General features: G+C 71.0%; 25 protein-coding genes and 1 pseudogene. 4 read left to right on the plus strand and 22 right to left on the minus strand.

Going from position 1 to position 24,502, the window contains the following annotated elements:
* Window positions 1-44: 44 nt before the first annotated feature.
* The 6 genes from ACWDAG_RS46495 to ACWDAG_RS46520 all read right to left on the minus strand — a co-directional run bounded on the left by ACWDAG_RS46495 (window position 45) and on the right by ACWDAG_RS46520 (window position 5,362).
* Entirely contained in the window at window positions 45-674 is a 630-nt protein-coding gene (locus tag ACWDAG_RS46495) for a sce7726 family protein (protein ID WP_450701647.1), read from the minus strand.
* Between the two features lie 357 nt (window positions 675-1,031).
* On the minus strand, window positions 1,032-1,841 hold the full coding sequence (locus ACWDAG_RS46500; protein ID WP_450701648.1) for a colicin immunity domain-containing protein: 810 nt from the start codon (window positions 1,839-1,841) through the stop codon (window positions 1,032-1,034).
* Window positions 1,842-2,165: 324 nt separating this feature from the next.
* A protein-coding gene (locus ACWDAG_RS46505; protein ID WP_450701649.1) for an IS630 family transposase occupies window positions 2,166-3,238 on the minus strand; the annotation gives its coding sequence in 2 pieces (ribosomal slippage) (window positions 2,166-2,792 and window positions 2,795-3,238; 1,071 coding nt in all).
* Between the two features lie 237 nt (window positions 3,239-3,475).
* A complete protein-coding gene (locus ACWDAG_RS46510) occupies window positions 3,476-4,189 on the minus strand; it encodes a helix-turn-helix domain-containing protein (RefSeq protein ID WP_450701650.1) in 714 nt (237 codons plus the stop codon).
* Window positions 4,190-4,200: 11 nt separating this feature from the next.
* Window positions 4,201-4,479, minus strand: coding sequence for a hypothetical protein (locus ACWDAG_RS46515; RefSeq protein WP_450701651.1), 279 nt, complete (start codon window positions 4,477-4,479; stop codon window positions 4,201-4,203).
* 586 nt (window positions 4,480-5,065) lie between these two features.
* On the minus strand, window positions 5,066-5,362 hold the full coding sequence (locus ACWDAG_RS46520) for a hypothetical protein (protein ID WP_450701652.1): 297 nt from the start codon (window positions 5,360-5,362) through the stop codon (window positions 5,066-5,068).
* A gap of 572 nt (window positions 5,363-5,934) precedes the next feature.
* On the opposite strand from ACWDAG_RS46520, the gene ACWDAG_RS46525 reads away from it, so the two are divergent.
* A complete protein-coding gene (locus tag ACWDAG_RS46525) occupies window positions 5,935-6,792 on the plus strand; it encodes a helix-turn-helix domain-containing protein (protein ID WP_450701653.1) in 858 nt (285 codons plus the stop codon).
* A 13-nt stretch (window positions 6,793-6,805) separates the two neighbouring features.
* Here ACWDAG_RS46525 and ACWDAG_RS46530 read toward each other — a convergent pair whose 3' ends face one another.
* Window positions 6,806-7,042 (minus strand): DUF397 domain-containing protein, encoded by a 237-nt coding sequence (locus ACWDAG_RS46530; protein WP_450701654.1) that lies wholly within the window; start codon window positions 7,040-7,042, stop codon window positions 6,806-6,808.
* A gap of 832 nt (window positions 7,043-7,874) precedes the next feature.
* On the opposite strand from ACWDAG_RS46530, the gene ACWDAG_RS46535 reads away from it, so the two are divergent.
* Together ACWDAG_RS46535 and ACWDAG_RS46540 are read left to right on the plus strand one after the other, a co-directional pair.
* Window positions 7,875-8,126 (plus strand): hypothetical protein, encoded by a 252-nt coding sequence (locus ACWDAG_RS46535; protein ID WP_450701655.1) that lies wholly within the window; start codon window positions 7,875-7,877, stop codon window positions 8,124-8,126.
* A gap of 220 nt (window positions 8,127-8,346) precedes the next feature.
* Window positions 8,347-9,021, plus strand: coding sequence for a TetR/AcrR family transcriptional regulator C-terminal domain-containing protein (locus ACWDAG_RS46540; RefSeq protein ID WP_450701656.1), 675 nt, complete (start codon window positions 8,347-8,349; stop codon window positions 9,019-9,021).
* A gap of 111 nt (window positions 9,022-9,132) precedes the next feature.
* Here the strand turns inward: ACWDAG_RS46540 and ACWDAG_RS46545 are convergent, their stop codons facing one another.
* The 13 genes and pseudogenes from ACWDAG_RS46545 to ACWDAG_RS46605 form a co-directional block, all read right to left on the minus strand.
* Complete coding sequence (locus ACWDAG_RS46545) at window positions 9,133-10,617, minus strand: peptide MFS transporter (protein ID WP_450701657.1); 1,485 nt, start codon at window positions 10,615-10,617, stop codon at window positions 9,133-9,135.
* Between the two features lie 125 nt (window positions 10,618-10,742).
* On the minus strand, window positions 10,743-11,051 hold the full coding sequence (locus ACWDAG_RS46550) for an antibiotic biosynthesis monooxygenase family protein (RefSeq protein WP_450701658.1): 309 nt from the start codon (window positions 11,049-11,051) through the stop codon (window positions 10,743-10,745).
* On the minus strand, window positions 11,048-11,371 hold the full coding sequence (locus ACWDAG_RS46555) for an antibiotic biosynthesis monooxygenase family protein (RefSeq protein ID WP_450701659.1): 324 nt from the start codon (window positions 11,369-11,371) through the stop codon (window positions 11,048-11,050). Before ACWDAG_RS46555 ends, ACWDAG_RS46550 begins: the two co-directional genes overlap by 4 nt.
* Window positions 11,372-11,373: 2 nt before the next feature.
* Window positions 11,374-12,123, minus strand: a complete 750-nt coding sequence (locus ACWDAG_RS46560) for an SDR family NAD(P)-dependent oxidoreductase (RefSeq protein WP_450701660.1) — start codon at window positions 12,121-12,123, stop codon at window positions 11,374-11,376.
* A gap of 29 nt (window positions 12,124-12,152) precedes the next feature.
* Complete coding sequence (locus tag ACWDAG_RS46565) at window positions 12,153-12,914, minus strand: SDR family NAD(P)-dependent oxidoreductase (protein WP_450701671.1); 762 nt, start codon at window positions 12,912-12,914, stop codon at window positions 12,153-12,155.
* A pseudogene (locus ACWDAG_RS46570) lies at window positions 12,906-13,364 on the minus strand (SRPBCC family protein); the annotation flags it as partial. The pseudogene ACWDAG_RS46570 and the gene ACWDAG_RS46565, both read right to left, overlap by 9 nt.
* A 25-nt stretch (window positions 13,365-13,389) precedes the next feature.
* Window positions 13,390-14,649 (minus strand): ketosynthase chain-length factor, encoded by a 1,260-nt coding sequence (locus ACWDAG_RS46575; RefSeq protein WP_450701661.1) that lies wholly within the window; start codon window positions 14,647-14,649, stop codon window positions 13,390-13,392.
* The gene (locus tag ACWDAG_RS46580; protein ID WP_450701662.1) at window positions 14,646-15,929 is read right to left on the minus strand and encodes a beta-ketoacyl-[acyl-carrier-protein] synthase family protein; all 1,284 of its coding nucleotides are present in this window, start codon (window positions 15,927-15,929) and stop codon (window positions 14,646-14,648) included. The genes ACWDAG_RS46575 and ACWDAG_RS46580 overlap by 4 nt, the downstream gene beginning before the upstream one ends.
* Complete coding sequence (locus tag ACWDAG_RS46585) at window positions 15,926-16,357, minus strand: cupin domain-containing protein (RefSeq protein ID WP_450701663.1); 432 nt, start codon at window positions 16,355-16,357, stop codon at window positions 15,926-15,928. Before ACWDAG_RS46585 ends, ACWDAG_RS46580 begins: the two co-directional genes overlap by 4 nt.
* A complete protein-coding gene (locus ACWDAG_RS46590; RefSeq protein ID WP_450701664.1) occupies window positions 16,354-16,725 on the minus strand; it encodes a TcmI family type II polyketide cyclase in 372 nt (123 codons plus the stop codon). The genes ACWDAG_RS46585 and ACWDAG_RS46590 overlap by 4 nt, the downstream gene beginning before the upstream one ends.
* Before the next feature lie 92 nt (window positions 16,726-16,817).
* Window positions 16,818-18,695, minus strand: coding sequence for an asparagine synthase (glutamine-hydrolyzing) (gene asnB / locus ACWDAG_RS46595; protein WP_450701665.1), 1,878 nt, complete (start codon window positions 18,693-18,695; stop codon window positions 16,818-16,820).
* Window positions 18,692-19,249 carry a hypothetical protein gene (locus ACWDAG_RS46600; RefSeq protein WP_450701666.1) on the minus strand — a complete coding sequence of 186 codons (558 nt, stop codon included), beginning with the start codon at window positions 19,247-19,249 and terminating at the stop codon, window positions 18,692-18,694. Before ACWDAG_RS46600 ends, asnB begins: the two co-directional genes overlap by 4 nt.
* Window positions 19,246-19,698, minus strand: coding sequence for an anthrone oxygenase family protein (locus ACWDAG_RS46605; protein WP_450701667.1), 453 nt, complete (start codon window positions 19,696-19,698; stop codon window positions 19,246-19,248). The genes ACWDAG_RS46600 and ACWDAG_RS46605 overlap by 4 nt, the downstream gene beginning before the upstream one ends.
* 232 nt (window positions 19,699-19,930) lie before the next feature.
* On the opposite strand from ACWDAG_RS46605, the gene ACWDAG_RS46610 reads away from it, so the two are divergent.
* Window positions 19,931-21,520: an FAD-dependent monooxygenase gene (locus ACWDAG_RS46610; RefSeq protein ID WP_450701668.1), complete on the plus strand. Its 1,590-nt coding sequence runs from the start codon at window positions 19,931-19,933 to the stop codon at window positions 21,518-21,520.
* A gap of 141 nt (window positions 21,521-21,661) precedes the next feature.
* Here the strand turns inward: ACWDAG_RS46610 and ACWDAG_RS46615 are convergent, their stop codons facing one another.
* On the minus strand, window positions 21,662-23,266 hold the full coding sequence (locus tag ACWDAG_RS46615; protein ID WP_450701669.1) for an FAD-dependent oxidoreductase: 1,605 nt from the start codon (window positions 23,264-23,266) through the stop codon (window positions 21,662-21,664).
* Window positions 23,267-23,309: 43 nt separating this feature from the next.
* Window positions 23,310-24,341, minus strand: a complete 1,032-nt coding sequence (locus tag ACWDAG_RS46620) for a methyltransferase (protein ID WP_450701670.1) — start codon at window positions 24,339-24,341, stop codon at window positions 23,310-23,312.
* Window positions 24,342-24,502 lie beyond the last annotated feature (161 nt).

Below are 24,502 nucleotides of genomic sequence, written 5' to 3' on the forward strand. Positions count from 1 at the left end.
CCGGTCCGGCAGCAACGGCTCGATGCGTGCCCACTGGGCGTCAGTCAACGACACACCAGACCAACGATCCGATGATCTGAAGGAAACGGCCTAGCAGGGGTGGGCCACTGGCGGGCTGCCAGCACCTGCGCCACTCGCGTCGCCAACTCCTGAGCCGGTAGCGCCTCGGCCAGGATTTGCCACAGCCGATGGCGGGGTAGGCGGCTGGTGGCGCCTGTCTCACCCGCTGTGCCCAGTTCAGCCAGCGCCTCCTGCCGCCACAGCAAACGCGCCAATGCCACCGGTTCGACGGCCGGGTTGGGCTGGGCCGCCCGCACCAGCGATACGGCGGATTGTTGGCGCCCGTCCTCGGCCAGCAGCACCCCCCACCACGGTGAGATCAGCGCCGAGGCAGCCGGCCAGCCAGCGTCGGTGGTCACCAGCCAGCAGTGGGTGAAGATCCGGTCATAGAAGGCGGCTTGACGTGGCAGTCGATCCAAGCGATCCAGCGGGCCCTTGATCTCAAATCCCGCCAGCTGCGAGCCGATGACGGCGACATCGGCGCGCGCTTCCCCGTTGCACAGGCCGAACTCCTCACGCAGCACCGCCCCCCGCCATACCGGCTGCTGCGAGATCCACTCCCGCACCACAGGCCGAATGTCCCCATCCCGAGCCAGCCCCCTACGCACACTCACCCCCGCACTCTAAAACGCCCCCGCCCTCCGGCCCCGCACGCCTCGTGGGTGCTGTTGGGCGACAGCGCCCCGCGGCGGGTGTGACACAGGCCGCGGGAAACTCCCCGCTGGGGCTGGGGCGTTCAGGAGTTCTGGCCGATCAGGCCGGTCACCCCAAGGAGGGCGACCGCGCTCGCCACCGCCGGGCCCCCCCGGACTTCCCACAGGCTCGCCCCCTCCCCTACCGCGCACCTCGTACTCGGCGGGCGCTTGGATCGACTTGGTGATGGTCTGGATGGAGTCCTTGCGCGTCTTGGCGTCCGTCGAGTTGTTGCCCAGGCGAGAAGGCGGTCCCAAGAGTTCCTTCGGTCTCCGGTCTCACCACAGATCGCCAAGCTGCTGCAGAGCGTCCGCCACATGCTGGCGCAGTTCCTCATCGGTGAGATCGTCCTCGTCCCGGAGACTCGGGTCGATGGTGTAGTCCTCCAGCGCGTAGAAGACCGTGTCCAGCGCGGTGGCGATCGTGTCACTCACCCGCTCTCCGGCATCCATGGCGTTGCGGCGTTCGGCGAGCCACCCGCGGGCGTAGGTAGGTCCGTCGACAGCATCGTCCAGTAGGTCCCGCATCAGCGTCAGTTGCCGTCCCGTGTGGCTGTCGGCGGGGATATCGCTGGGAACCTTCCATGACTTGCTCATTGGGGGGAAGTCGGTAACGACGGCGGCGATGTGCGGTTTCTCGGACTGCATCCTCCTGGCGTACCGCTGGAAGTCCGCCTTGGCCTTTTCGGGCCCCTCGGACAGGGCGCCACGCATGAACTGTGCGGTTCCTGCAAGAAGTGCGTAGCCGGGCTTGGGCAGCAGCGCGCCGTGGAGATTGTCGGCGGCCAGAAGCAGTTCGGAGCCCTCCTGCATGCGTGAAGCGTGGGCAAGGAGTTCGTCCGTGCTGAGAGGCGCTTGCGTGACCGTCATGTCATGGCGTTCGGGCGCGAGCGAGGCGGCGAGGATGGCGGTGGCTGCGGCTTCGCGTGCTCCGGCCACGAGGCGCAGGGCTGTGGGGCGGCTCAATCCCGCGTGTACGGGAAGAGGTGCGACGCTCTTGCCTCCTGCCGAGGCCAGCCAGTCGCTGCGGAAGTCCCCGGCTGCGGACAGGACCGCCTGGATCAGGTCACGGTTCTTCATGTTCGTCATTCGGCGTTCTATGTCAGGAATCCCTTGTCGATGATGTTCTGGAATTGCTTGTCGCCCAGTTTCCACGCTGACCAGAATTTTCCGTCGGTGTGCAGCATGACCATCTTCTTCGTTGCTGGATCGATGAACCCGAGTGCCTGACCCTGGTTTCTGTAGTTGAATTTCAGTCCAGGGCAAGTTGCGGTAAGCCAGGTCAGAGGTCTGCAAATCAGAGAATCCGCAGGTCAGTTGCTCCGGGCGTTGTCCGCATGTTGTTGAAGCACCGGAGGTCATGAGGCGCTGAGAACGACAAGATCGCCTCATCTGCTCCTACTGAGCTTGAACTCATGAAGTCGTTGGGGTGAGGGACAGCCCGGTTCCGGCGAGGCATCCGTCGATGAGGTGGGGCCGGTATTGGATCTTCCTCATCCCGTGGCGGATGGTCTGGACGAGGTGCTCGGGTGTGGTGAAGGCGGTGTTGGACAGCCAGCCGCGCCGCAGCAGCGACCAGATGCCCTCGACGGGGTTGAGGTCGGGTGCGTAGGAGGGCAGCTGGTAGACGGTCAGCCAGTCCTGCCGGTCGATGAACTGCCGCATCCCGTAGGCGAGGTGGACGTTGAGGTTGTCCCAGACGAGCACGATCGGGCCGCCGAGCTGGGTATGTGCAGTGATGAGCAGGTCGCGGTAGTCGGTCCAGGCGAAGCTCTTGCGTCCGTCGCGTCGGCCGTCGTCGCGGCGCGGCCGGTAGATCAGCCGGGCTCGTTGGCCTGGCTTGTAGCAGGTCAGTGCGGCGATCGAGATGCGGCGGCGGGAGCGGCCGCGGACCCGGATGACGGGTGTCTGCCCGCGGCGGGCCCAGGTGCGGGCGATGGGCGGCGTCATCGAGAAGCCGGCCTCGTCCTCGAAGACGATCCAGGCGTCGAGCGCCGCCGCGGTGCTTTCACCTGCGGCCAGGTCTCCTTCACCCAGCCGGTGACCTGGTCCTCGTTGCGTTCGACAGCACGTCTAGCCGGGATCTGGCAGGAGAAGCCGTGCCGGATCAGCAGCTTGCGCACTCCTTGCAGGGTGTAGCTCTTGTGGAAGCGCCGCCCGATCACGGTCTTGACCCTTGAAAGCGTCCACCGCTGGTCCGGCCAGCCGTGCGCGACCGGTCCCTTCGCCAACTCCGCTTCCACCTGGGCGAACTGGGCCTTGCTCAGCCTGGGCGGCGAAGCCGGACCTGCCGAGCGCAGGGCCCGCGGCCCACCCTTGTCCCAGGCCCGCCGCCACCGCTGCACGGACCGGACGCTCACCCGTAACTCCTTGGCGATCGCCGAGCTCGGCTCGCCCCGGGCGAACCCCTCGGCCGCGTTCATCCGGATCCCCTCGCGGAACTGCCGACGCTCGTCCGACAGACCGCCGCCCTGCGCATACCTCATAACCAACGGCGTACCGCGAGGATCAAGCTCTGTCAGCGGCTACGACAACCCGAGTTCAAGCTCAGTAGCCGTGACAGGGGCCACGGATCCAGGCGCCGTCGGCGGCTGACTGTCACGGCTACCGGTCTCGGTCCGGGACACCCCGGCGATGCCGGTGCGCGTCGGGGGATGCCGACTTGAGCGGGGGTCTGCGGGCCGGGCGAAGGCCCCCAGCAGCCACCGGGAGGTGTTGGCCTTCTACGCGGCCTTGGCCATCGGCACTCTGGTCTGGGTGTCTGAGACCAGGCGCTTTCGTTCTTCGAGTGCCTGCGTGGCGCGCAGCCGGGCCAGATCCCGGGCGAGGTCCAACTCGTTCACTCCGAAGACCCTTGCCCACATCGAGTACCACGGGTCCCTACGGCGCAGGGGAACATCGCACGCGTTGAGGAAGGCGTCGAACTGGACGAGTGTGTAGGGCAGGGTCTGGCGGGTGACGATCCGGTGGGCGGTGCTGTGCGGCAAGATTCCCAAGCCGCCGGCGCGACGCTCCATGGCCACCATCGAGGGGGCCCCGGACCGCTCGTACAACTCGACGAGGACGGCTGCCAGGTCGGCCTCCGAGCGCACCAGTGCGAGCACCGGAGGCTCGGGGCGGCGCGGCATCGTCTTCTGCCGCTGCTCGTACCGGGCCTGACGCCAGAGGTCCTTCGCCCTTTTCATCGCTCGGTCCAGCTCGACGTCCGTCTCGCGCAGCTGGCTTGTGGCGCGCACGAAGGCGGTGACGACCGGCCAGGTCGGGACGATCATGCCGCCCGCCGCGGCGCGCTGGAGGGTCTGGCGGCTGAACTCCTCGGCCTGCTCGGCAACTTCCTCGTACGTCCAGCCGCCCAGGCTTCGGCGCCTCCGAAGGAATGCGGCCAGCTGCGCGTTCGCCTTGAGTTCCCGGTTGATCGGCTTTTCTGGGCGCCCCACCCGTGCCGACCTCACTGTGCGGCTCCGAGCATCGCGCGCAGAACCTTCAGGAGGCGCTTGCCCGGCCGGGCGTGGGAGAACGTGATGGTGACGGCGCCGATGAGGCCAGCCCCCAGCAGCAGCTGGAGGATCGCCGGCAACGCCATGCCCGTGTAGGCGAGGGTCGCGGCCGTCAGGACAAGAACGATGATGACGGATGCTTCGGCGGGTCCGAACCGGTGGGAGGTCTCGGGCTCGGGCGCCGAGGCTGCCTCAACCACCGTCTTGTTCCGCTGGGAATCTCGGGACATGATGCCTCTTCCATGCGGGCCGCCCGGCGAATCCGTAGAAACGCCGGACGGCTTGTTCGCTACTGGGTCCAACTGGCTGATCACCACAGGTGGTTGGCGCCACCCGAAAACTGGTTCTCGGCCTGCTGTCCACAAGCATGGCAGGGAGAAGCCCTTCGGTCTCACCCGGAAGGCCCAACGGAACGGCGTTGGTGCAGGATCGTCCACGCCCGGACCTGCCCGCCCGATACCCGCTTACGTGGATGTGGTAAGGACGCAAAGCTCCTGGTCAGGGGAGCGCGATCAAGGACTTTCGGACCCTCGGTTGCGACCAGCAGAGACGATTGCGCTTTTTTGTCCCACTAGCGTTTGCGTACGAGCTCCCAAAGTTGCGATGCTCGCCGTACGGCTGGCACCGCCACCACCAGGGGGATGCCGCCCATGCCTCTTCGCTACTGGGTCCAACCACAGCGTAAGCGAGGCAACCGCAGGTCATGTTGGCGCATGCCTGCAAGAGGGGTCGATCCCGACGAGGGACCGGCCCCTCTCTTTTAGCTCTTGGCCGTTGGCTGAGAGCTAAGAGATACGGCCCCAGCGCGGTTCCGGGTCACCTGCCCATTCTCGGGTTACCGCGATCGTGAGGCGGTGGCTGACGGAGGTGGGAGGCCTGTTCACCCGGCAGACCGCGGTTGCCGTACGGAGTGGTTCCCTTACGGCCGGCGCCGCGGCGGCGGTTGTTCTTGGCGGCCTTCTCCATGCGGGCGAGGGCTTCGGCGCGGCGGGCGTCGCCTTCGGCCTTGCGCTGGGTGTGGGGCATGTCGGCGCGGTACTGCTGTTCGGTCTGCAGCTGCTCGATGCGGCGTTCGGCGGCCGCGCGTTTACCGGCGTAGTCGGTGACGTGCATCGTGCCCCGAAAGCTCGGTCATCGCGCTGGGCTTCCTGCAGGCGCTGGTCCCACCGCTGGGTGAGGTCCTCGAGTTCGGCCTCCGGGTTGCGCAGGCCGGAGACTTCGCGGGCCAGGTCGTGAGCTTGGGACGCCGCAGCGCGGGCGTCGTTCGCCTGCTGGCTGTAGATGGGGATCGCGTCGCTCATGGTCTGGGCGCGCTCGGTCTCGGCGGCCTTGGTGGTGCCCGGACGCCGCAGTTCCCGCCACCCGAGATCCTTCTTGCGGGTTGGCGTCGCGCCACTTCTGGCGGGCCCGCGCAGTTGGGCTGAGGGGTGTCTTGCCTTCCGGTGCTGGACGAAGGACTCTGCTACCTAGCACGCCATCGTGTGGACGTCGGCCAGGGTGAAACTCACGAGAGGGCACTTGGGCGGGTATCAGCTCCGTAGGCTCGCTTCGGTCAGGCTGCGCCGTGCTACAGGGCACTTCGTGGCGGGACGATATGCCGCCCGTCATCGACGGTGCGTTGCTGCGAGATGTCGTCCATGGGGCTGGCGCCGTGTGGCCGTTGAGGCTCAAGGGGGGCGAGGGCTGTGACCGTGTCAGAAAACCCGATGTTCCTTCGGCAGCGGCTGCGGGAGCGCCTCAAGAGGGCGCGGGAGGCGGCAGGCCTGACGCAGCAGCAGGTGGCTGATCGTTTCAGCTGGTCGCCGTCGAAGGTGATCCGCATCGAGAACGGGAAGATCGGTGTCAGCGTCACGGACGCGATGGCGATGGCGGAGGCCTACGGCTTGTCCTCCGAGGAGCGGCGGGAGCTCGTCGAGCTGGCCCGGGCCGCGCGCCGGCCGCCCTGGTTTGCCCCCTACAAGGGGGTGATGACGCCTGCGCTTGAGGCATACATCGCCTATGAGGAGTCCGCCACGATCGTGCGGGCCTTTGAGCGCAACGTCATGCCGGGGCTGGTTCAAACCGAGGAATACGCCCGGTCGTTGCTGCAGAGGATCGAGGAGGACCGCCCCGAAGCCGCCGAGCAGCGCATCGAACTGCGCATCAGGCGCCAGCAGATCCTGTCCGTGGAGGAGACGCAGTTCTTCTTCATCCTCGATGAATCCGTACTGCGCCGCACGATCGGCAGCGGCGAGATCATGCGGCAGCAGTGCGAAACCCTCCTCAGGGTCAGTGAGTTACCCAACGTGACGGTCTACTACGTTCCATTCACGGCGGGCGCCTACCCCTTCTTCCGAACGCCGTATCAGGTGTTCACGTTCGAGGAGGGAGATCCGGTCGCCTATCTGGAAACCACGGCCGGTGAGTCTCTCCTCTATGAGCACGCGTCGGGAGGCGACCGGAGGGATCCGGCCGACTATCTCGACGCCTTCCTTCAGGTCGAGCGCGGCGGCGCCGCCCTCCCCATTTCTGAAGACGCCCTCTTCGGGAATTTCGGCGACTAGCCTTCGGATGGCATCAGGTCCGCGGAAAAGAGTCCGCCGCGTGCAGGGCGGCAACGAAACACGACCATGCCCTTGCATCAAAAGAAAACCCGGGAATGCGGGGGTCTTTTGAATCACGCACGCTCAGCTTCTCCCGGAGGGAAACCTCAACGCAGGCGCCCGACTCGCTGTGCGAACTTCTTACCCAAATGCCATCAGTACGGAGCACTTTTCTACCTTTTTTCTGAGAAAGGACGAGGGAGGTTACCACGGCCGGGTCGGCGCCCGGTGCGACTTTGCGTCGCAGTTGTAAAACCGTTGGTTCAAATCCATAGCCGGACCGTGAAAAGGTGCGGGCGGTTCACGTCCCTGCACATTGCGTGACCATGCGGCGGTCGACACACCCGTACGGACCGCGCGTGACCGGTCGGCGGGCCGGCAGGGGGCGGTGTTCCGGTCGCCCGGCGTGCGGGCGGGCACGGGGCTTGCGGGACGGTGTGCGCGCTCGCCGTTGGCCGCCTGCCGGGCCGGGCCTGCCGGCCGGATGCCTCTGACGCGTCCCCCGTTCGGGGACAGGGGGTCAGCCGGCCTGCCGAAGCAGAGCAGGCCAAAATGCGGGAAGCAGGCAGTCAGGTACCCGAAGGCAGCCCGCAGGAATGCTGCGCCCGGGAACTCCACGCGCCGGTTTGCCACATGGCAGAATGGGGGATATCCGAAGTGTGACCGGTCGTCACGCCGTCTGTTTGGGCGGGTGGGGCGGGCGGGTGAGAGAAGCACTGGTGGAACCCCCTGTGGCAGCAGGCCGCCAATATGCGAATGATCCCCTGCAGGGCCGCGGATGACAGCATCCGGGGCCCTGCGCGCATGTGTAGCACATTCCATGCCTCAACAGGGAACGACACACTCGAACACCTGACCCGGTACAGAACGCCTGTGCCGGGAGCGGGTATTCCAGAGGGTGTGCAGTCTAAACCGGAAGGGATTCCTTCGGGGTCCGGGAGGGAAAGTAAAAACATAAGCCGGCTGCCACCGGCGTTTCTCTCGCTCCTCTCCGGGAGGAAAGCATCTGTTTTCCTCCCCTGCCCGCCCGGAGTTGCATGCCCATGAGCCAGTCCTGTCCTCCCCCTGAGCCGCCCCCCACGCCCGCGGCCGCCGGTGCCCGCGAACCCGCTCCCCCGCCCGAGCGGCCCCCGTGGTCCCTGGCCGCCGTCGCACTGATCATCGTGATCGGGGCCCTCACCTGTGCCCTGCTCACCATGATCCTGGTGCCCGACCACACCACCGCGGCAACCACCGCCGGACTGATCGCCACCACCGGCATCACCACCGCCGCCACCCTCCTGCGCCGCACCTGACCCGGTCTCTCCGGCACTCTCCTGCGCCCCTCACCGCGGCCACGCTCCCGCCGCGCCCGACGGCGGCGCCGGGGCGCTCCTGCCCCCCCCTCGCGCTGGACCGCCCGGCCGGCGTGGTGGGGGGCATGCGCCGGCCACGGGCAGACAGCGGCCCGGCATGAGGCAGACAAGACCCCAGCCGGTACACGGCCTGCAGCGGTAACGGATCGCCGCCGCAGGGGTGAGCCGGAAAGCCGGCGCCGGAGGGGCAGAGGGGCGGCTGAGGGGAGCCGGCCTCGGCCGAACAGCGTCTCCCGGCGCGGCTGTTCGCCGGCGTCCTCTTCGCCCTGCCCCACGCGCCGGCATACGTCGAGACCATGATCGCGCCCCCCGCGCGAAGGCGGCCTGTCCGGCCGGGACGCCTCATGGGCGTCCCGGCACGCTCACCTATTACGTCGCCGGCCCCACCATCGAAGAACAACGCGCCGTGGCCCTCCCCGAACCGGGCACCACCGCCGCCGCCCGGCTCGCCGAAGCCGTCGACCCGCAACGCCACCCGCACATGGACGCCGCACTCCCCCACATCCCCGCCCCGCACGACGAACAGCCCTTCGGCCACGGCCTCCGCCTCGTCGTGGCAGGCATCCGCAGCAGCACGACAACCAAACGCGACCCGGAACAGACGAGGAAAAAGCCCACCCCGCCCATGAACTGCCGGCACGCCGCGCCGGGGCGGCAGTTCATGGGCGGGATGGGCTCGAGCCGGCGTCGTCTCATCGCATGTGGCCGGGGGAACTCCGGGCGGTCTCCCACGCCCGCAAGACCAGGGCACAGAGGGCACCGGAGGAGAGCGGCACACAGGAGGCCAGGCAGGCTGTCGTCCGGCGGCGCGGCGGACCGGGCCTTTGGGAGTTGAGCCCGTGACGTGCGGGCCCGGGCGAAGTGGTCCGGGCCCGCAGCGGGTTCGGGGTTCGGGAAGATCCCGATGCCGTGCCCCCCGGGCGCCGGGCCGCTGCGCCCCCGCCCGTCAGCAGCCCGGCAGGTGGGGGCGCAGGCGGGAGGAGCGGGCGGCCACGAACGCGCCGGTGGCCAGGGCGATGCAGCCCATGAGGAGGAAGTAGGCGGGCAGCGGCACGACGGCCGTGAGGCGGTAGAGCTGCCCGCCCAGGACGACACCGACGGCTGCGAACATGCCGTTGAGGGCGAGGAAGCGGTTGAGGTAGCCGGGCGGGGCGACGGCGGCGGCCAGGGCGAGGCCGGCCGGGGCGAGCACCACCTCGCCCAGCGAGTACACCAGGTAGACGGCGATCAGCCAGGCCACGGAGACCTCGCCGGTGCGGGCCAGCAGGGCGGCCGCGGCCATGACGAGGAAGCTCAGGCCGGCCGCGGCCAGGGCACCGGCGAACTTGGCGGTGGTCCCCGTGGTGCGCAGCCGGCCTGCCAGGGGGGCCAGCAGCAGGATGAACAGCGGGTGCACGCACTGCAGCCAGCTCGCGGGAACCGTGAAGCCGAGGATCGCGCGGTCGGTGTGGTGGGCGGCGAACAGCGACAGGACGGAACCGCTCTGGGCGAAGATCATCCAGAAGGCCGCGGAAGCCGCCATGAGGGTGGCGAAGGCGGTCAGCCGGGCGCGGTCCACGGTGCTGCGCCGGCCCAGGGAGCGCAGGTACCAAAACGGCAGGCACACCGTCGCCAGGCCCAGCACGGCCAGCAGCGCGAGCAGGGGCAGCACGCCGAGGACGACGGCACTCGTGGCCGCGGCGCCGGCCGCGAGGACCGCGGCGGCCCGCCGGGCGGCCGTACGGGCCTGCGTGCGGGTCAGCGGGCGGGTGGGGGCGCTGCCGGTGGTGTCGAGGGCGCGCAGGCCGATACGGAACTGGGCGAGGCCCGTCGCCATGCCGAAGGCGGCTGCGGCGAAGCCCAGGTGCCAGGTGACCTTTTCGGCGAGGAAGCCGGTGACGAGGGGGGCGAGCAGGGCGGAGACCTGGATGCACATGTAGAAGCGGGTGAAGGCCTCTTCCCGCTTGTCGGTGCCGCTGACGGCGGACACCATGGCGGCCAGGGACGGCTTGACCAGGCCGGTGCCGATGACGATCAGCGCCAGGCCGGTGCAGAGGGCGGGAGCGGCGGCCAGGGCGAGGACGGCGTGGCCGCAGGTGATGAGGGCGCCGCCCACAAGGACGGCCCGGCGGGCGCCCAGGACCCGGTCGGCGAGCCAGCCGCCGGGCAGGCCGGCCAGGAAGTTCAGGGACATGTAGGTGGCGAACAGCGCGGTGGCCGTCTGCTGGGACATGCCCAGGCCGCCGTCGGCGGGGGCGGCGGTGAGGTAGAGGACGAGGATCGCCGCCATGCCGAAGAAGCTGAAACGCTCCCACAGGTCGACGCCGAGCAGGGTGAGAAAACCCCGGCGCGCCCCGGGCCCGGCGGGGGTGTGGGGCGGTGCGGGCGGCACGTACAGGCCGTTGCCGGTGCGGCTCGCGCCGGTCGCGGCGTCGGTGGGGTGCTGGGGCATGGTGCCTCCTTCCGGCAGCGCGCGGCTTCGGTGACGGCGGGTCACATCGCAGAAAGCTGCGGGCGCGTGGAGGGGCGGGGGGCGCGCGTTCGGCGCCCCCCGCCGGTGGGGTTTCGTGCCTGTCCTCAGTAGTGGGCGAGGACCTTGTAGATCTCGAACGGGCGGGAGCGGTGGGTGTCGCGGAACGCGCGCAGGGGGGCGGTCTGGTCCTTGTGCTGCGCGCCCGTCTCCCACGTCTCGAAGGACTCCCAGCTGTCCCAGTGGCTGACCACCACGTAGCTGTCCGGGCGCCCCAGTTCGGTCATGAGCTGGTTGCCCAGCAGGCCGGGGGTGCCGGCCATGCGGCGGCTGGCCTCGTGGTAGGCCGCGAGGACCTCCTCGCCCCGCTCCGAGAGGTGGTAGAGCACCACCTCCACGGCGGGAGCGGTGCTCATGCGGCCGCTCCCTGGAGGCTCGCCACGATCCGCATCGTGGCCATGGAGCCGCCGCTGCGGAAGGGGTGCAGCCTGGTGCGGTGCTGCAGATGGGTGTCGCTGGTCTCGAACGCGCGGAACTGCGGCTCGTCCACCCAGTCGCTGACGATGTAGTAGATGCCGTCCTCGCCCTCGGCCGTGCTCTTGGCCAGCCACTGGCCGCGGTTGGCCGGGTGGCCGGTGACGGAGTGGCCGACCTCCTTCCACACCCGTTCGAAGTCGGCCTCCATGCCCGGCTTGATCTGCATCCGCAGCATGACCCGGAACGTGGCGTCACTCATGGTCAGATGCCTCCGTCGACGTTGAGGGTCTCGCCGGTGATGTAGGCGGACAGGTCGCTGAGCAGGAACAGCACCGGGGCGGCCAGCTCGTCGACGCGGCCGAGCCGGGCGAGCGCGGTCTTCTGGGAGTAGGTGGCGCGCAGGCCTTCGGCGCGTTCGGCCGGCAGCGTGTCGAAGGCCTCGGTCTCGATGACGCCCGGGGCGATGACGTTGACCCGGATTCCCCTGCCGCCCAGTTCCTTGGCCAGCGAGCGGGTCAGGCCGATCACCGCCGCCTTGGCCGCGGTGTAGTGGGCGCGCAGCGGGATGCCCGCGGCCGCGCCGCGCGAGCCGACGTTGATGACGGAGGCTCCCGCGCCGAGCAGCGGCAGTGCCTGCTGGATGATGCGGTAACTGGCCGTCAGGTTGGTGTCGAGGACGCGCGACCACTCCTGGGGGGCCAGTTCGGCGAAGGGGATGTGGCTGATGACTCCGGCGTTGTTGACGATGCCGTCGAGCCGGCCGTACTTCTCCTTGGCGGTCTCGACCAGGGAGTCGACCTGGGCCAGGTCGCCCACGTCGGCGCGTATGACGTGGTGGTCGCCGCCGGTCTCCTTGAGCTCTCGGCGCAGGCTCTCGACGTACTCGCTCTCCTGCACGTAGCAGGTGAGGACGTCGGCGCCGGCCCGGGCGGCGGCGAGCACGATGCCCCGCCCGATGCCCCGGGAGCCGCCGGTGACCAGGAGTTTCTTGCCCTGCAGTCCGAGTTCCACCTGATGTCCTTCCGTGGTGTGACGGTGGTTCACACGCAGCCGTCGACGTGGATGTTCTGGCCGGTGACGTAGGAGGCCTGGTCGCTGATGAGGAACAGCACGACGTGGGCGATCTCCTGCGGGGTGGCGAGGCGGCCGAGGGCGACGAGCCGGGAGTGGTTCGCGCGCTTGTCGGCCGCGGCCTGTGAGGGCAGCGCGTCCAGGGCCTCGGTCTCGACCCGGCCGGGCGAGACGGTGTTGACGCGGATGCCCTGCGGGCCCAGTTCGCGGGCCAGGGAACGGGTCAGGCCGACCAGCCCCTGCTTGACGGCCGTGTAGTGGACGCCGCCGGGCATGCCGATCCGGGCCACGGCGGAGCCGAGGTTGACGATGGAGGCGCCGTTGCCGAGCAGCGGGAGCACGGACTGGGTGACCCGGTGGGTGCCGGTCAGGTTCGTCTGCAGGGCGGCGGCCCAGGTGTCGTCGGCGAGGTCGGCGTATGCGGCCGGGACGAAGTCGCCGCCGGCGTTGTTGACGACCGCGTCGAGCCCGCCGAGCAGTTCCCGGGCCCGCTCGGCCAGCAGCCGCGCGCCGTCGGCGTCGGCGACGTCGGCGCGCACCAGGTGGCCGGTGCCGGGCAGGGCGGCGAGCTCCTTGCCGAGCGTGGTGACGTGGTCGTTCTCGTGCCGGTAGCAGGTCAGGACGTCGGCGCCGGCGCGGGCGGCGGCGAGCACGATGCCCCGTCCGATGCCCCGGGTGCCGCCGGTGACCAGGATCCGCTTGCCGGTGAGGTCGGCGTAGGGGGTGCGCAGGGCGCTCGCCGCGGTCTCGATCTTGCGCTTGATGATGTTCATCTGGACGACGGTGTTGCGGTTGATGCGGTCGGTCATGCCGGCGTCGTCGAGCGGGGCTGCGTCCTTCATGTGGAAGTCCTGGGTCCACTGCATCCGCACGCCCCGGTCGGTCTGGGTGTACTGCCAGTGGATGTTCATGTACTCGAAGGGTCCGGTCTCCACGCGGTGGGCGCGGACGGTGCGGGTGGCGGCGTCGGTGGTGCGCTGCGACACCCAGCTCCACACCGTGCCGTTCTCGTCGGGGTGCAGGGCGAGCCGGAAGGTGACGGTCGGCCCGTCCTGTTCGAGGATCTCGGCGAGGGAGTACTCGCTGAACAGCTCGGGCCACGACGTCACGTCGTTGGTCTGCTCCCAGACGAAGTCCATGGGGGCGTCGATGACGATGGAGTTGCTGGTGTGTCCCGCCATCACTGGTGCCTTTCGGGTTCGGGGGTCATGTGAGGTGGTCGGTGCGGTTGCCGGCGCCGAGCACGAGCGCGGAGGTGAAGCCGCCGTGTCCGCGGGCGAGCACCACGGCGGTGCGCAGCGGGGTGTGCCGGGGCCGTTCGACGACCAGGTCGATGCCCAGGTGTCCGGCGTCGACGGGGCCCGCGGTGTGCGGGATGACGTCGGCGGCCAGGCTGAGCAGGGCGGTGGCGACGTCCAGTGCGGCGCCGCCCGCGTACAGCCGGCCGGTGAGGGTCTTGGGCGCGGTCACCGGCACCCGGCCGGCCCCGAACACCTCGTTGATGGCGGTGGCTTCGGCGCGGTCGGCCTCGGGCAGTGCGGCGGCGTCGGCGAAGACCACGTCGACGGCGTCGGCGGTCAGATCCGCGTCGGCCAGGGCGCGGCGGATCACCGAGGCCAGGGCGGGGGGACGGCCGGAGCCGGGTGGCGGGTCGAACCCGGCGGCGTAGCCGAGGATGCGGCCGTAGTGGCCCACACCGCGTGCGCGGGCACCGTCCTCGGTCTCGACGACCAGGATGGCTCCGCCCTCGCCGGGGACGTAGCCGCGCGCGGCCTCGTCGAAGGGCAGGTAGGCGCGGGTCGGGTCGTCCTCGGTGGACAGGGCGCCGGTGGGCAGCTGGGCGGTCAGCCCGTAGGGGCACAGGGAGGCGTCGGTGCCGCCGGAGAGCACCAGCCGGGAGCCGGTGTCCAGCAGCCGGCGGGACTGGCCGAGGGCGTCCAGGGCGCCGGCCTGCTCGGCGCAGACGACGCCGCAGGGGCCGCGCATGCCGTGCCGGATGGACACCTGGCCGGTGGTGGCGGCGTAGAACCAGGCGATGGACTGGAAGGCGCCCACCCAGGCCGGTCCGCGCTGGTAGAGCTGTTCCATCTCGCGCTGGCCGAACTCGGTGCCGCCGGAGGAGCTGGCGGTGACCACCGCCATCTCGTACTCGGGCAGCGTGGCGGGGTCGGCCTGCGCGTCGGCGAGTGCCGTCTCGGCGGCGGCCAGCGCGAAGTGGGTGAAGCGGTCGGTGCGGGAGACGAGGATGTCGGGGATCTGCTGGGCCGCCTCGAACCCGGGCACCTCGCCGGCCACCTTGACCGGGTAGCCGGCCGCATCGAAGCGGGTGATGCGTCCCAGGCCGCTCTTGCCGGCCAGGACGGCCTCCCAGTGCCGGCGTGCGCCGATTCCGGTGGGGGCGATGACGCCGAGGCCGGTGACGACCGCGGGGCGGCGCCGCCCCTCGGGTATGCCGAGGGCACTCATGCTGCTTCCCTTCCGCTGCCGGCACCGGGGCGGCTGAGGATCATGGCGCTCTGGAAGCCGCCGAATCCGCTGCCGACGCTGAGCACGTGGTCCATGCGGTGGTCCCGGGCGGTGACCGGTACGTAGTCGAGGTCGCACTTGGGGTCGGGCACCGACAGGTTGGCCGTGGGGGGCACCACCTGGTGGCGCAGGGCCAGTGCGCAGGCGGCGACCTCCAGGGAGCCGATGGCGCCCAGGGAGTGCCCGATCATCGACTTGATGGAGCTGACCGGGATGTCGTAGGCGTGCTGTCCCAGGCTGCGTTTGAACGCGGCCGTCTCGTGGCGGTCGTTCTGCTTGGTGCCCGAGCCGTGCGCGTTGATGTAGCCGATGTCGGTCGCATCCAGCCGGGCCCGGTCAAGGGCGACGCCGATGGCCTCGGCCATCTCCCGGCCGTCGGCCTTGAGTCCGGTCATGTGGTAGGCGTTGGAGCGGCTGGCGAAGCCGGCCACCTCGGCGTAGATGCCGGCGCCGCGGCGGCGGGCCGCGCCCGCCTCCTCGATCACCATGACGGCGGCGCCCTCGCCGAGGACGAAGCCGTCGCGGCGGCCGTCGAAGGGGCGGGAGGCGCCGGCGGCGTCGCCGTCGTTGTTGGGCGTGGTGGCCTTGATGGCGTCGAAGCAGGCCGCGGTGATCGGTGACAGCGGGGCGTCGGTGGCGCCGGCGATGACGATGTCGCAGGTGCCCTCCTCGATGAGCTGCACGCCGTGCGCGACGGCGTCCAGGCCGGAGGTGCAGCCGGTGGAGATCAGCGCGACGGGCCCCTGCGCACTGGCCTGCCAGGCGACTTCGGCGGCCAGCGTGCTGGGCACCATGTAGCCGTACAGGTGGGGCACCCCGTAGGTGTGGTCGACCAGCCAGTTCTTGCCGCTGTCGGACAGGACGACGTACTCGTCCTCCAGGCCGGTGGTGCAGCCGACGGCGCTGCCGATGCTGACGCCGGTGCGGTGCGGGTCGCCGGCCGTGGTGTCGATGCCGCTGTCCTCGATGGCCTCACGGGCGGCGACGACCGCGAACTGGGCGGCGCGGTCCATGCGGCGGATCTCCTGCGCGCTCAATCCGGCGGCCGCCGGGTCGAAGTCGCATTCGGCGGCGATGCGGGAGCGGAAGGCGCCTGCGTCGAACAGGCTGATGTCGCGGGTGGCGGTGCGCCCGCTGGCCAGCAGGTCCCAGTACGCGTCGCGGCCGGCGCCGCCGGGTGCGACGGCGCCGATGCCGGTGATGACGGCGCGACGGCTCATCGCGGGCCTCCGACGTCCGGGTTGGTGCCGCCCTCGACGAGCGGCGTCTCGGTGTCGACGTGGCCGAGTTCGGGGCGCGGCGCCAGCGGGGAGAGGTGGAAGACCACCTGCGCCGTCTGCCGGCCGGTGTTGACCAGGCGGTGGCGCACCCCGATGGGCACGAGCAGGGAGTCGCCGGGGCCGAGGGTGACCGGCTCGCCGTCCAGCGTGATGCTCAGTTCGCCGGAGACGACGTGCAGGAACTCCTCGGAGTAGGGGTGCAGATGCTCGGTGACGTACTCGCCGGGGGAAAGCCGCAGGGTTCCGCCGAAGCCGGAGGTGCAGCCGACGGTGCGGGGGCTGAGGGTGATGCGGATGTCGCCGCCGCGCTTGCGGTTGGCGGCGACCTCTTTGAGGTTCACCTTGGTGGTGGGGGCGGCCGTGGTCATCGCGTGCCGCCCAGGGTCGGGCCGGACGGCCGGGTGGTGACGGGGCCGTCGGTGGGGGTCCAGGTGTAGAACGGCACGGCCATCGCGTCGCGCGGCTCCCGCCAGTTCGGGTCGTAGGGGGAGATGAACTCCTGCAGGCGGGTGTTGATGTCGTCGTACAGCGGGTGGCTGCGCGCCTTGTACAGGTTCGGGCCGATGTCGTGGTCGGCCTCCACGAGGTGGAAGTACAGGTCGTGGAAGGCGAACAGGGTCCGCCGGGAGACACCCACCATGTGCGGCAGGTCGGTCGAGTCGGAGTCCGCGAAGACCTTGGCGACGCCCTCGGCGTCGGCGAGGTTCATCCGCGCCACGATCAGTGTGCGGTGCACGTTGCCCTCCTGGCTTCCTTGGGTCGTTGCTCCACCCTCGCGGGCGGTTCTCGAAGCTGTCTTGAAACGGTCTGGACCGGCGGCCGGGGACGTCACAGCTTCAGGTCGATGCGGTAGTCGGTCAGCCAGGTCTCCATCTGCAGCACCATCTCCATGCTGGCCCGCTCGACCCACGCGAAGGCGCCCTCGGGGGCCTTGTCGGCGTCGGCGGCCGCCGCGGTGGCGGTGGCGTCCAGCAGGCCCGCGACGGCCGCGCCGCGGTCGGTGGCCAGTTCGATGAACCGCCGGCGCACGAAGTCGCCGTAGGCCGCTTCCTGGGTGGTGGGGTAGGCGCTCTTCTTGCGGCGCAGCACCGGCTCGGGCAGCAGGTCGGCGACCGCGGAGCGCAGCAGGCTCTTCTCCACGCCGTCCACGCGCTTGAAGGCGGCCGGCACGTTGTAGACGTACTCCACCAGGGCCCGGTCGCAGAACGGGGGCCGCAGCTGCACGCCGTGGGCCATGCTCATGCGGTCGGCGCGGTCGAGGTGCGTGGGCGCCCAGCGGGTGAGGGCGAGGTAGGTGACCTCGCGGGCCCGGCGTTCGGCCGGGGTGTCGCCGTCGAGGTGCGCAACTTCGGTGAGGGCGTCGCGGTAGTGCTGGTCGGCGTAGCCGAGGAAGTCGAGGTCCTTGCGCAGCCGGCGGTCGATCATGGAGGTGCCCAGGCCGCCCGCGGCGGCGTCGTGGCCGCGTTCGAAGGACACCCAGGGGAACGTCTGGGAGTTGCTGTGCTCGGGGTCGTAGGCCCAGAAGTAGCCGTTGAAGACCTCGTCGGCGGTCTCGCCGGACAGGACGGCGGCGAAGCCGGCCTGACGCAGCCGGGCGAAGAACTGGATGAGGGAGACGTCCATGTCGCCGAGCGGGGAGGGGGCGTCCTGGCTGCGCAGGGACACGGCGTGCACGGCCGGGTCGGTGAGCGCCGCGGTGTCCAGGAGGATCTCGGTGTGCTGGGAGCCGATGTGCTCGGCGGCGAGCTGCGCGTAGGGGGCGTCCGGGGTGGAGCGCATGGTGGGGTGCGGCTCGAAGTTCTCGGTGTAGCCGGTGAAGTTCACCGAGAAGCTGCGCAGCGGGCCGGCGCCGGTGGCGGTGAGGGTCTGGTGTGCCAGGGCGGTCAGGGCGCTGGAGTCGATGCCGCCGGAGAGCATGGCGCCCACGGGCACGTCGGCGCGCAGATGGCCGGCGACGGCGGAGGCGAGCAGGTGGCGGACGGTGGTGATGGTGTCCTCGAGGCTGTCGGTGTGCCGGCGGGCGGGCAGCGACCAGTAGCGCTGCTCGGTGCTGCCGGAGGGGCGGACGACCAGCAGATGGCCGGGGACGACCTCCCGCATGCCGCGGAAGACGCCGGTGCCGGGCTTGCGGCTGTGCGCGAACAGTTCGCGCAGGCCGTCGGCGTCGACGACGGGGGCGACGTCGGGGTGGGCGAGCAGCGCCTTGGGCTCGGAGCCGAACAGCACGCCGGTGGGCGTCGGGTAGTAGCACAGGGGCTTGACGCCGAGGCGGTCGCGGGCCAGCAGCAGTTCCTGGCGGCGTACGTCCCACACGGCGAGGGCGAACAGTCCCTCCAGGCGGGTGAGGAAGCCGGTGCCCCACTGGAGGTAGGCGTGCAGGGCGGTCTCGGCGTCGCCGCCGCCGGTGAAGCGGTGGCCCTTGGCGGCCAGTTCGGCACGCAGTTCGTCGTGGTTGGTGATCGCGCCGTCCAGGGTGAGCACCGCGACGGGCGTGCCGCCCTCGGTGCGGTGCACGACGGGCTGGCGGCCGGTGCCGGTCACGTCCAGCAGGGCCAGGCGGCGGTGGGCGAGCGCGGCGTGGCCCTCGGCCCACACGCCCCGGCCGTCGGGTCCGCGGTGCGCGAGGGTGGCTGCCATGGCCTCCACGACGCTGGTCTGCGGGGACAGGTCCCGCTCGAAGTCGACCCAGCCGGCGATTGCGCTCATCGGGAGGTCCTCTCATTCACGGCGAGTTCAGCGGTGTCGCCGGTCTCGGCAGTGACGGCGACCAGGGTGAGCGGGATGGCGGCGACGGCGGCCCGGAAGTCGTCCAGGGTGGGCTCCGGCCCGTCGGTCACGGTGATGCCCAGGCGGCGCGGGCCGGCTTCGCGGCCGTAGCGCTGCCAGAGCTCCAGGTAGCCGCGGGCGGTCAGGCCCGGGTCGGTGACCGTCCGGAAGCGGGCCCAGACCCGCCGGCCCTGCCAGGTGAGCTCTCCGTCGGCGGCGGGGGTGAAGTTGTGCCGCCAGGAGCTGGAGGTGGCCAGGTAGAGGGCGCCGTCCAGGCGGTGCACGCCCGCCGGCACGGTGTAGGGCCGTTTGCTGCGCCGCCCGGTGAAGTGGACCAGTGCCAGGTGCGTGGCGACCGGGCCGGGATCGGGCCTCGACAGCAGGGCGGTCATGCGGGCGTTGGCGGCCGCCTGCTCCTTGTCGTCGCGCGGCGCACGGCTGATGCGCGGGAGGGTGGCGGCCGGCCCTGCGGTCGCCGCGGTCGCCGCCGTCATGACAGGACCACCGCGGCGGCGGTCAGGGCGCAGCCGGCGATCGCGAAGCAGGTGCGCAGCAGGTGCCAGTCGCGCCACTGGCGGCGCGGGTCCGCCCAGCCGGGGCCCAGATCCTGCGGCCGGGTCTTCTTGACCCGGTTGTTGATGGGCACGTTGCGTGTCTGGGAGACGACCGCGACACCGGCCATGGCGAGCGCGGCGGCGATGAACAGGGCGCGCGGCCCGGTGTCGTGCGCGCGCACCGCGAAGGCGGCGTCGATGACGACCGAACCGCTCACGATGAACGGCATGATCCGGTCGTAGCGCTTGCCGAGCAGCTTGTGGGTGTCCACATAGCGGTCGGGGGTCATCGCGATCAGGGCGGGCATGACACTGATCGCCACGGCGAACAGCACCCCCGCCACCAGGCCGGTGCCCAACAGCACCAGCACACTCAGTGTCTCCACCACGGCCTGCGGCCTTTCGTCCGGATTGCCAACGTCACGAGCGGTTCGACGATCGCAGCGGCTCCTCGTACGCGGCTCGAACCCGTCTGGACGCCCCGCGGCCGCATCCGGTGCTCGGCGCGGGCGCGGTCCGAGCGGGCCTCGAGGGCGGCGCTGTTGGCTGGCCGGGACTGTCCGGAATCGGCTTGCACCCAGCACCCCGGGCACGACGGCATCGAGACAAGGAGCACATCCGGTGGCTGAGCGAACCGACGTACTGATCGTGGGCGGCAGCATGGTGGGCCTGGCCCAGGCCCTGTTCCTCGCCCAGCAGGGCATCCGGCCGATCCTCGTCGAGCGGCACGCCCATATCTCGGCGCATCCGCGCGCGCAGGCGGCCAGTCCCCGCACGATGGAGCTGATGCGGGCGCTCGGCCTGGAGCAGGCGGTGCGTGCGCGGGAGAACCCGCACGCGCAGTACGGCGACATCCTGCAGGTGACGTCACTGACCGGGGCTGAACTCGGCCGGTTCGACGGCCCGTTCCGCCACGACCCGAACGAGGTGAGCACGACCGGCTGGACCCTGATCGGGCAGGACCGCTTCGAGCCGGTGCTGCGGGCGAAGGCCGAGGAGCTGGGCGCGGACGTCCGCTTCGGCACCGAGCTGGTGAGCTACGAGCAGGACGCCGAGGGGGTCAGTGCCGTGCTGCGCGATGTGCGGCACGGCACCGAGACCACGGTCCGCGCCGCCTACCTGGTCGCCGCGGACGGGGTGCGCAGCCCGATCCGTGACGGGCTGGGCATCGGCACGCACGGGCAGGGCGTGTTCGGCCGCCAGATGAACATCATCTTCCATGCCGCGCTGGACGAGTACGTCGCCGGCCGGCGCTTCTTCCTCTGCTTCGTCAGCAACGACCGGGTCAAGGGCGTGCTCGGCCGGCTCGACGACGCGGACCGCTGGGTGCTGGCGCCGAGCCTGCCGCCCGAGGAGACGCACACCGAGTACTGCGAGGAGGACTGCGTCGAGATGGTGCGGGCCGCGGTCGGCGTGCCGGACCTCGACGTCGCGGTGGAGACCCACACCAGCTGGGAGATCGCCGCGCGCGTCGCGGGCCGGTTCCGCTGCGGCCGGGTGCTGCTGGCCGGGGACGCCGCGCACATCATGCCGCCCACCGGCGGGTTCGGCGGCAACATGGGCCTGCAGGACGCGCACAACCTGGCGTGGAAGCTGGCGCTGGTGCTGCGCGGGCAGGCCGGCGAGCAGCTGCTGGACAGCTACGAGCAGGAGCGGATCCCGGTCGCCGAGTTCACCGTCGAGCAGGGCGTGATCCGCTATCTGCAGCGCAGCGGCCTGGACGAGGAGGCCGCGGCCCGGCACCGGCCGGAGACGACCGTGCTGTTCGGGCACGTCTACCGTTCGGGGGCGGTGCTGGCCGAACCCGGGGCGGACGACGGCGCCCCGGTGGAGGACCCCACCCAGCCGTCGGGCCGGCCGGGCACCCGTGCACCGCACCTCGTGCTGCGTTGCGGCGGCACGGACACCCCGCTGCACGACCTGCTGAGGGGGGGCTGGCTGCTGCTGGCCGGGCCGGAGGCCGGGCTGTGGGAGCGGGCGGCGGGCGGGGTGTCCCGGCTGACCGGCATCGACGTCGCCTTCCACCGGGTGGGCGCAGAGGAACCGGCGGAGGTGGCCGAGGAGTTCCTGAAGAAGTACGGCCTCACCGCCTGCGGTGCCGCGCTGGTCCGCCCCGACGGCTTCGTGGCCTGGCGTTCGGCCGGGCAGCCCGCGGACCCGGCGGTCGAACTGTCCGCGGTCGTGCACCGGTTGCTGTCGCGCGCCGTCTGAGCGGCCGGCCGCCGGCAACGGCACTGGGCGCGCCTCCCGGGTCCGGGAGGCGCGCCCAGTCGGGTGCGGGGGTGAAAAAACCGGCCGCCCGGGGTGGGGATTCGGGCGGCCGGTGGTGTCCCGTCGGCTGGGGGGTGGCGGTCAGTGCAGGCAGAGGATGCCGCGCAGCACCTCGGTCACGGTCCGGGTGACGTCCTCGGCGGGGCCGGCGGCCGCGCGCCAGGCGACGAAGCCGTCGGGGCGGACCAGGACGGCGCCGCCGGCGCCGATGCCGTAGCGCTCGGTGAAGGTGTTCTCGACGTCGGCGTAGTGGCCGCCGGCGCCGATGCCGCGGACGGTCAGCACCAGGCCGAGGTCGCGGGCGGCCCGGGTGGCGGCGGCCCACGGCCCGGCGGGGCCGGCGGTCAGCAGGGTGAAGCCGACCGGGAAGAGGTCGGTGGTGGAGAAGGGGCCGTGCTCGCCCTCGACGACCACGTGCGGGGCGCGGGTGCCGGGCCTGCCGCTGGGCTTGTCGGGGTTTTCGGTGATGGTCCACCCTTGCGGGTCCTCACCGGCGAACGCGCCCTCGGGGTAGGCGTATCCGAAGGTCATCGTGGTCTCGTCGACCAGGTCCTTGGCCACGTCGTCGAAGGCCTTGCCCTCGCGGACGGCGAACCGCAGCATGGCCTGGCGCACCGTCTCCTGGGCGACCGGGCGGCGCTCCGAGTCGTAGCTGGCCAGCAGCTGCTCGCCGGCCTTGCCGTCCAGCACGAGGGCGAGCTTCCAGGCCAGGTTGTAGGCGTCCTGGATGCCGGTGCTGGCGCCGAAGGCACCGGTGGGCGGCATCACGTGGGCGGCGTCGCCGGCGATGAGGAAGCGGCCGCGGGCGAAGGTGTCGGCGACCCGCGCCGAGATGTCCCAGGCGGGCATGTCGACCGACTCGATGGTCAGCGGCAGGTCCCGGACGCCGACGGCGGCCCGGACCAGTTCGACGCAGCGCTCGGGGGTGAAGTCGTCGGCGCTTTGGCCCTTCTCGGGGAAGAAGGAGACGTTGATGACCCACTTGCGGTCGTTGTCGATGGGGATGATGGTGCCGCGCACCTCGGGGTTGTTGACATAGGCCGCGATGATCTTGCGGCCGCGCAGGGCGTCGGTGAGGTCGGCGTCGAAGAAGAAGCTGACCAGGTTGGTGAGCGTGCCGCGGCCGTGGGCGTCTATGCCGAGCATCCGGCGCAGCGGGCTGCGGCTGCCGTCCGCCGCCACCACGTAGGAGGCGCGCAGGTCGCTGCTGTGGCCGGTGGCGAGGTCGGTGAGGGTGGCACTGACCCCGTCGCCGTCCTCCGCGACCGCCTCCAGGCGGGTGTGGAAGCGCAGGTCGACGCCGACCTCCTCGGCCCGCGCCCGCAGGATCGGCTCCAGCTGGTTCTGGTCGATCAGGGTCCACTGGGTGGGGCTGATCCGGCTGATGTCCTCGATGGAGGCGTTGGGCATGCGGACCCGCTCGCTGCCGGCGAGGGTCTCCACGTGCACCAGGTCGGTGTTGCCGGAGATCGGCGAGCGCCCGGCCCGCACCCGCTCTTCCATGCCGATGGCGCGGTACAGCTCCATGGTGCGCGGGTTGATGGCGCGGGCCTTGGGGTGGACGGAGGTGTCGGGGTGGCGCTCGACCAGTGTGGCCTTGACCCCGTGGTGGGCGAGGAAGACGGCGGTGGACAGTCCGGCGAGGCCGCCGCCGACGATGAGAACGGGCACCTTCTCCTGGCTCATGTTGATTCCTTGGATCGTTGGGCGGCCGTGCCGTCCAGGTCGGTCATCGGGTCGCGGTCACCAGCGTGTGCGTGCCGAGCAGCGGCTGTGCGGTGGGGGCGGTGAAGCCGGCGTCGGCCAGCCAGCCGTTCAGGTCGGCGATGCGGTACTCGGAGCCGTCGGGGCTGACCAGGCGCATGTGCAGGCTGGAGAGCAGGCGCTCGGCGTTGCGGCGCTCGTCGTCGATCATCCGGTCGTAGACGAGGATCTGCCCGCCGGGGTTGACGGCCGCGTGGACCCGGCGCAGCAGCTGTCGGCGCCGGTCGGTGTCGAAGCCGTGCAGGATGTGCCCGAGCACGATGACGTCGGCGCGGGGGATGTCGTCGGCGAAGAAGTCACCGCCGGTGAACTCGATGCGGTCGGTGTGCCCGAGACGGCCGACGTGCTCGGTGAACAGCGGCCGGGTGCGCTCCAGGTCGAACACGCCCGCCTTCAGGTGGGGGTGCTCGCGGACCAGGACGGAGGCGAGGTTGCCGCGGGCGCCGCCGAGGTCGACGAAGGAGGAGTGGGCCGACCAGTCGATGCGGCCGGCGAGTTCGGCGCCCATCCGGTCGCTGTAGGCGTCCAGACCGGCGAAGAAGCGCTTCATCTTCTGCGGGTCCTTGTGCTTGTCCCCGACGAACCCGCCCTTGTCGGGGTCCAGGTGCTGCGGCGCGCCGGTGGTCAGCGCCTCGGTCAGCCGCCCCCACGTCCCGTACAGCGTCTCGTTGGTGAGCTCCACGAACCCGCCGAGGTAGGTGGGGGTGTCGGGCACGAGATAGGCCTCGGCCAGCGGCGCGTTGGCGTACCGGTCGCCGGTGCGCTCCAGCAGGCCGAGGCCGGCCAGCGCGTCGAGGAAGTCGCCGGCCATGCGCGGGTGCAGACCGGTGGCGGCCACGATCTGCTTTGCGCCGGCCGGCCCCTCGGCGAGCGCGCCGAACACGCCGAGCGTCACCGCGCTGTGCAGCACCTTGGCCGCGCAGTCCGCGATGGTCAGCTTGATCAGCGGACCGGGGTCGACCGCCGTGGCTGTCGTACGGTCATCGGTCGTTGTCACGCGAGCCTCCTAAGCGAGCCTGGGGGACCGCTGCGGTCCTCGCCCGACAATGGCCTGCGTCATTGGAGTCCCGCTCGAAGCCGCCTCCAGCCGCCCCCTGGCCGCCCGCGTATGCGCATGCGCGAAGGGGGCCGGCGCGCGGGCGGTGCCCGCGCGCCGGC

Source organism: Streptomyces sp. NPDC001157, assembly GCF_053598255.1.

What these genes read in the sequence shown, in the direction of transcription:
- ACWDAG_RS46500 (WP_450701648.1), bottom strand. Translation starts at nt 1,841, where the DNA reads ATGACGAACATGAAGAACCGTGACCTGATCCAGGCGGTCCTGTCCGCA.
- ACWDAG_RS46515 (WP_450701651.1), bottom strand. Translation starts at nt 4,479, where the DNA reads ATGTCCCGAGATTCCCAGCGGAACAAGACGGTGGTTGAGGCAGCCTCG.
- ACWDAG_RS46520 (WP_450701652.1), bottom strand. Translation starts at nt 5,362, where the DNA reads ATGCACGTCACCGACTACGCCGGTAAACGCGCGGCCGCCGAACGCCGC.
- ACWDAG_RS46535 (WP_450701655.1), top strand. Translation starts at nt 7,875, where the DNA reads ATGAGCCAGTCCTGTCCTCCCCCTGAGCCGCCCCCCACGCCCGCGGCC.
- ACWDAG_RS46545 (WP_450701657.1), bottom strand. Translation starts at nt 10,617, where the DNA reads ATGCCCCAGCACCCCACCGACGCCGCGACCGGCGCGAGCCGCACCGGC.
- ACWDAG_RS46550 (WP_450701658.1), bottom strand. Translation starts at nt 11,051, where the DNA reads ATGAGCACCGCTCCCGCCGTGGAGGTGGTGCTCTACCACCTCTCGGAG.
- ACWDAG_RS46555 (WP_450701659.1), bottom strand. Translation starts at nt 11,371, where the DNA reads ATGAGTGACGCCACGTTCCGGGTCATGCTGCGGATGCAGATCAAGCCG.
- ACWDAG_RS46575 (WP_450701661.1), bottom strand. Translation starts at nt 14,649, where the DNA reads ATGAGTGCCCTCGGCATACCCGAGGGGCGGCGCCGCCCCGCGGTCGTC.
- ACWDAG_RS46580 (WP_450701662.1), bottom strand. Translation starts at nt 15,929, where the DNA reads ATGAGCCGTCGCGCCGTCATCACCGGCATCGGCGCCGTCGCACCCGGC.
- ACWDAG_RS46585 (WP_450701663.1), bottom strand. Translation starts at nt 16,357, where the DNA reads ATGACCACGGCCGCCCCCACCACCAAGGTGAACCTCAAAGAGGTCGCC.
- asnB (WP_450701665.1), bottom strand. Translation starts at nt 18,695, where the DNA reads ATGAGCGCAATCGCCGGCTGGGTCGACTTCGAGCGGGACCTGTCCCCG.
- ACWDAG_RS46600 (WP_450701666.1), bottom strand. Translation starts at nt 19,249, where the DNA reads ATGACGGCGGCGACCGCGGCGACCGCAGGGCCGGCCGCCACCCTCCCG.
- ACWDAG_RS46615 (WP_450701669.1), bottom strand. Translation starts at nt 23,266, where the DNA reads ATGAGCCAGGAGAAGGTGCCCGTTCTCATCGTCGGCGGCGGCCTCGCC.